Source organism: Brevibacterium sp. NPDC056726 (genome assembly GCF_042790515.1).
GTDB lineage: Bacteria > Actinomycetota > Actinomycetes > Actinomycetales > Brevibacteriaceae > Brevibacterium > Brevibacterium sanguinis.
The window spans coordinates 1-5,167 of the sequence record NZ_JBHTYZ010000010.1 but is presented as its reverse complement, the minus strand read 5'-3'; the positions used below and the strand labels follow the sequence as shown (position 1 = coordinate 5,167).

Genomic DNA, 5,167 nt, shown 5'->3' with positions numbered 1-5,167 from the left:
GAACCCCCAACCTACTGATTACAAGTCAGTTGCTCTACCAATTGAGCTAGACCGGCAAATATGGTGGAGGATGACGGGCTCGAACCGCCGACCCTCTGCTTGTAAGGCAGATGCTCTCCCAGCTGAGCTAATCCTCCATATATTACACTTACGTGTAATAGCTTGGCGGCGTCCTACTCTCACAGGGGGAAACCCCCAACTACCATCGGCGCTGAAGAGCTTAACTTCCGTGTTCGGCATGGGAACGGGTGTGACCTCTTCGCTATCGCCACCAAACCATTGAGAGTGTTCTCTCAAAACTAGATAACAGTAAGCATACATTCAAATTGGTTAAGTCCTCGATCGATTAGTATCTGTCAGCTCCATGTGTCACCACGCTTCCACCTCAGACCTATCAACCTGATCATCTTTCAGGGATCTTACTAGCTTGCGCTATGGGAAATCTCATCTTGAGGGGGGCTTCATGCTTAGATGCTTTCAGCACTTATCCCGTCCGCACATAGCTACCCAGCGATGCCCTTGGCAGAACAACTGGTACACCAGCGGTGCGTCCATCCCGGTCCTCTCGTACTAAGGACAGCTCCTCTCAAATTTCCTGCGCCCGCGACGGATAGGGACCGAACTGTCTCACGACGTTCTGAACCCAGCTCGCGTACCGCTTTAATGGGCGAACAGCCCAACCCTTGGGACCGACTACAGCCCCAGGATGCGATGAGCCGACATCGAGGTGCCAAACCTCCCCGTCGATGTGGACTCTTGGGGGAGATAAGCCTGTTATCCCCGGGGTAGCTTTTATCCGTTGAGCGATGGCCCTTCCATGCGGAACCACCGGATCACTAAGCCCGACTTTCGTCCCTGCTCGACTTGTAGGTCTCGCAGTCAAGCTCCCTTGTGCCTTTACACTCTGCGAATGATTTCCAACCATTCTGAGGGAACCTTTGGGCGCCTCCGTTACCTTTTAGGAGGCGACCGCCCCAGTCAAACTGCCCACCTGACACTGTCTCCCCGCCCGATAAGGGCGGCGGGTTAGAAGGTCAATACAGCCAGGGTAGTATCCCACCGATGCCTCCACCGAAGCTGGCGCTCCGGTTTCCAAGGCTCCTACCTATCCTGTACAAGCTGTACCAACATTCAATATCAGGCTGCAGTAAAGCTCCACGGGGTCTTTCCGTCCTGTCGCGGGTAACCTGCATCTTCACAGGTACTATAATTTCACCGAGTCTCTCGTTGAGACAGTGCCCAGATCGTTGCGCCTTTCGTGCGGGTCGGAACTTACCCGACAAGGAATTTCGCTACCTTAGGACCGTTATAGTTACGGCCGCCGTTTACTGGGGCTTCAATTCGCACCTTCGCTTACGCTAAGCGCTCCTCTTAACCTTCCAGCACCGGGCAGGCGTCAGCCCCTATACTTCGCCTTACGGCTTCGCAGAGACCTGTGTTTTTGCTAAACAGTCGCCTGGGCCTATTCACTGCGGCTCTCTCGGGCTTGCACCCTAACAGAGCACCCCTTCTCCCGAAGTTACGGGGTCATTTTGCCGAGTTCCTTAACGAGAGTTCTCTCGATCACCTTAGGATTCTCTCCTCGCCTACCTGTGTCGGTTTGCGGTACGGGCACCTCTCACCTCGCTAGAGGCTTTTCTTGGCAGTGTGGAATCAGGAACTTCGCTACTATAATTCGCTCGCCATCACAGCTCAGCCTTCACGGGAAACGGATTTGCCTATTTCCCAGCCTAACTGCTTGGACGCGGATATCCAATACCGCGCTTACCCTATCCTCCTGCGTCCCCCCATTGCTCAAATGGTGAGGAGGTGGTACAGGAATATCAACCTGTTGTCCATCGCCTACGCCTTTCGGCCTCGGCTTAGGTCCCGACTAACCCTGAGCGGACGAGCCTTCCTCAGGAAACCTTAGGCATTCGGTGGAGGGGATTCTCACCCCTCTTTCGCTACTCATACCGGCATTCTCACTTCTAAGCGCTCCACAAGTCCTTCCGGTCTTGCTTCACAGCCCTTAGAACGCTCTCCTACCACTGTTCGAAGAACAGTCCGCAGCTTCGGTGATACGTTTAGCCCCGGTACATTTTCGGCGCAGAGTCACTCGACCAGTGAGCTATTACGCACTCTTTAAATGGTGGCTGCTTCTAAGCCAACATCCTGGTTGTCTAAGCAACTCCACATCCTTTTCCACTTAACGTATACTTTGGGACCTTAGCTGGCGGTCTGGGCTGTTTCCCTTTCGACTACGGATCTTATCACTCGCAGTCTGACTCCCAAGGATAAGTCATTGGCATTCGGAGTTTGACTGAATTCGGTAACCCGGTAGGGGCCCCTAGTCCAATCAGTGCTCTACCTCCAAGACTCTTACCTTGAGGCTAGCCCTAAAGCTATTTCGGAGAGAACCAGCTATCTCCAGGTTCGATTGGCATTTCACCCCTACCCACACCTCATCCCCGCACTTTTCAACGTGCGTGGGTTCGGGCCTCCATTCAGTGTTACCTGAACTTCACCCTGGACATGGGTAGATCACCTGGTTTCGGGTCTACGACCACGTACTCAATTCGCCCTATTCAGACTCGCTTTCGCTGCGGCTCCGCATCTTCTGCTTAACCTTGCACGGGATCGTAACTCGCCGGTTCATTCTACAAAAGGCACGCCATCACCCGTTAACGGGCTCTGACTACTTGTAGGCACACGGTTTCAGGATCTCTTTCACTCCCCTTCCGGGGTGCTTTTCACCTTTCCCTCACGGTACTGGTTCACTATCGGTCACTAGGGAGTATTTAGCCTTGGGAGATGGTCCTCCCGGATTCCGACGGAATTTCACGTGTTCCGCCGTACTCAGGATCCACTCAGGAGAGAACGAAGTTTTGACTACAGGGCTGTTACCTCCTATGGCGGGCCTTTCCAGACCTCTTCATCTACCTCGTTCCTTTGTAACTCCGTATAGAGTGTCCTACAACCCCAAGAGGCAAGCCTCTTGGTTTGGGCTAATCCCGTTTCGCTCGCCGCTACTCAGGAAATCGCATTTGCTTTCTCTTCCTCCGGGTACTTAGATGTTTCAGTTCCCCGGGTCTGCCTTCTCATATCCTATGTATTCAGATATGGATACCACTCCATTACGAGTGGTGGGTTTCCCCATTCGGAAATCTCCGGATCAAAGCTTGCTTACAGCTCCCCGAAGCATATCGGTGTTCGTCCCGTCCTTCATCGGCTCCTAGTGCCAAGGCATCCACCGTGCGCCCTTTCTAACTTAACCGTTAAAAAGAATCACTACGTGATATCTTGCATTACTAATTGAATGTGAATTACTTCTGTTATCTAGTTTTCAAAGAACAACATCTCGAAGAATCGAATGATCCTTCAAAACTAAACAAGACAGGGAACGTTCTGTTTATAAGACCCAAGGTCTTATATTCCGTTAAAATCCTTAGAAAGGAGGTGATCCAGCCGCACCTTCCGATACGGCTACCTTGTTACGACTTCACCCCAATCATCTGTCCCACCTTCGGCGGCTGGCTCCTAAAAGGTTACCTCACCGACTTCGGGTGTTACAAACTCTCGTGGTGTGACGGGCGGTGTGTACAAGGCCCGGGAACGTATTCACCGCGGCATGCTGATCCGCGATTACTAGCGATTCCAGCTTCACGCAGTCGAGTTGCAGACTGCGATCCGAACTGAGAACAGATTTGTGGGATTGGCTTAACCTCGCGGTTTCGCTGCCCTTTGTTCTGTCCATTGTAGCACGTGTGTAGCCCAGGTCATAAGGGGCATGATGATTTGACGTCATCCCCACCTTCCTCCGGTTTGTCACCGGCAGTCACCTTAGAGTGCCCAACTGAATGCTGGCAACTAAGATCAAGGGTTGCGCTCGTTGCGGGACTTAACCCAACATCTCACGACACGAGCTGACGACAACCATGCACCACCTGTCACTCTGCCCCCGAAGGGGACGTCCTATCTCTAGGGTTGTCAGAGGATGTCAAGACCTGGTAAGGTTCTTCGCGTTGCTTCGAATTAAACCACATGCTCCACCGCTTGTGCGGGCCCCCGTCAATTCCTTTGAGTTTCAGTCTTGCGACCGTACTCCCCAGGCGGAGTGCTTAATGCGTTAGCTGCAGCACTAAAGGGCGGAAACCCCCTAACACTTAGCACTCATCGTTTACGGCGTGGACTACCAGGGTATCTAATCCTGTTCGCTCCCCACGCTTTCGCGCCTCAGCGTCAGTTACAGACCAGAGAGTCGCCTTCGCCACTGGTGTTCCTCCACATCTCTACGCATTTCACCGCTACACGTGGAATTCCACTCTCCTCTTCTGCACTCAAGTTCCCCAGTTTCCAATGACCCTCCCCGGTTGAGCCGGGGGCTTTCACATCAGACTTAAGAAACCGCCTGCGAGCCCTTTACGCCCAATAATTCCGGACAACGCTTGCCACCTACGTATTACCGCGGCTGCTGGCACGTAGTTAGCCGTGGCTTTCTGGTTAGGTACCGTCAAGGTGCCAGCAGTTACTCTGGCACTTGTTCTTCCCTAACAACAGAGCTTTACGATCCGAAAACCTTCATCACTCACGCGGCGTTGCTCCGTCAGACTTTCGTCCATTGCGGAAGATTCCCTACTGCTGCCTCCCGTAGGAGTCTGGGCCGTGTCTCAGTCCCAGTGTGGCCGATCACCCTCTCAGGTCGGCTACGCATCGTCGCCTTGGTGAGCCGTTACCTCACCAACTAGCTAATGCGCCGCGGGTCCATCTGTAAGTGGTAGCCGAAGCCACCTTTTATGTCTGAACCATGCGGTTCAAACAACCATCCGGTATTAGCCCCGGTTTCCCGGAGTTATCCCAGTCTTACAGGCAGGTTACCCACGTGTTACTCACCCGTCCGCCGCTAACATCAGGGAGCAAGCTCCCATCTGTCCGCTCGACTTGCATGTATTAGGCACGCCGCCAGCGTTCGTCCTGAGCCAGGATCAAACTCTCCGATAAAGTAGTTTGACTGACTACGCACATCGCTGTGCGATTTATTTAAAACTTTGAATTAACAGGTACGTTTTGTCTTGTTTAGTTTTCAAAGATCATTTTTGTTCACTTTCTCAAGCAACTTTTTAAGTATATAATAAGTTTCTCTTAAAGTCAACATGTTTTTTATAAATGGTGGAGCCTAGCGGGATCG

1 tRNA gene and 3 rRNA genes are annotated in these 5,167 nt (G+C 52.5%); all 4 read right to left on the bottom strand.

What is annotated here, in order from left to right:
• Positions 1 to 61: 61 nt before the first annotated feature.
• Positions 62 to 137 (bottom strand) — tRNA-Val (locus tag ACFQ91_RS17125).
• Positions 138 to 160: 23 nt separating this feature from the next.
• Positions 161 to 276, bottom strand: a 5S ribosomal RNA gene (rrf, locus tag ACFQ91_RS17120).
• A gap of 50 nt (positions 277 to 326) precedes the next feature.
• Positions 327 to 3,256 (bottom strand): 23S ribosomal RNA (locus ACFQ91_RS17115).
• Between the two features lie 175 nt (positions 3,257 to 3,431).
• Positions 3,432 to 4,980, bottom strand: a 16S ribosomal RNA gene (locus ACFQ91_RS17110).
• The 16S, 23S and 5S rRNA genes sit together here with 1 tRNA gene alongside, the layout of an rRNA operon.
• Between the last annotated feature and the right edge of the window lie 187 nt (positions 4,981 to 5,167).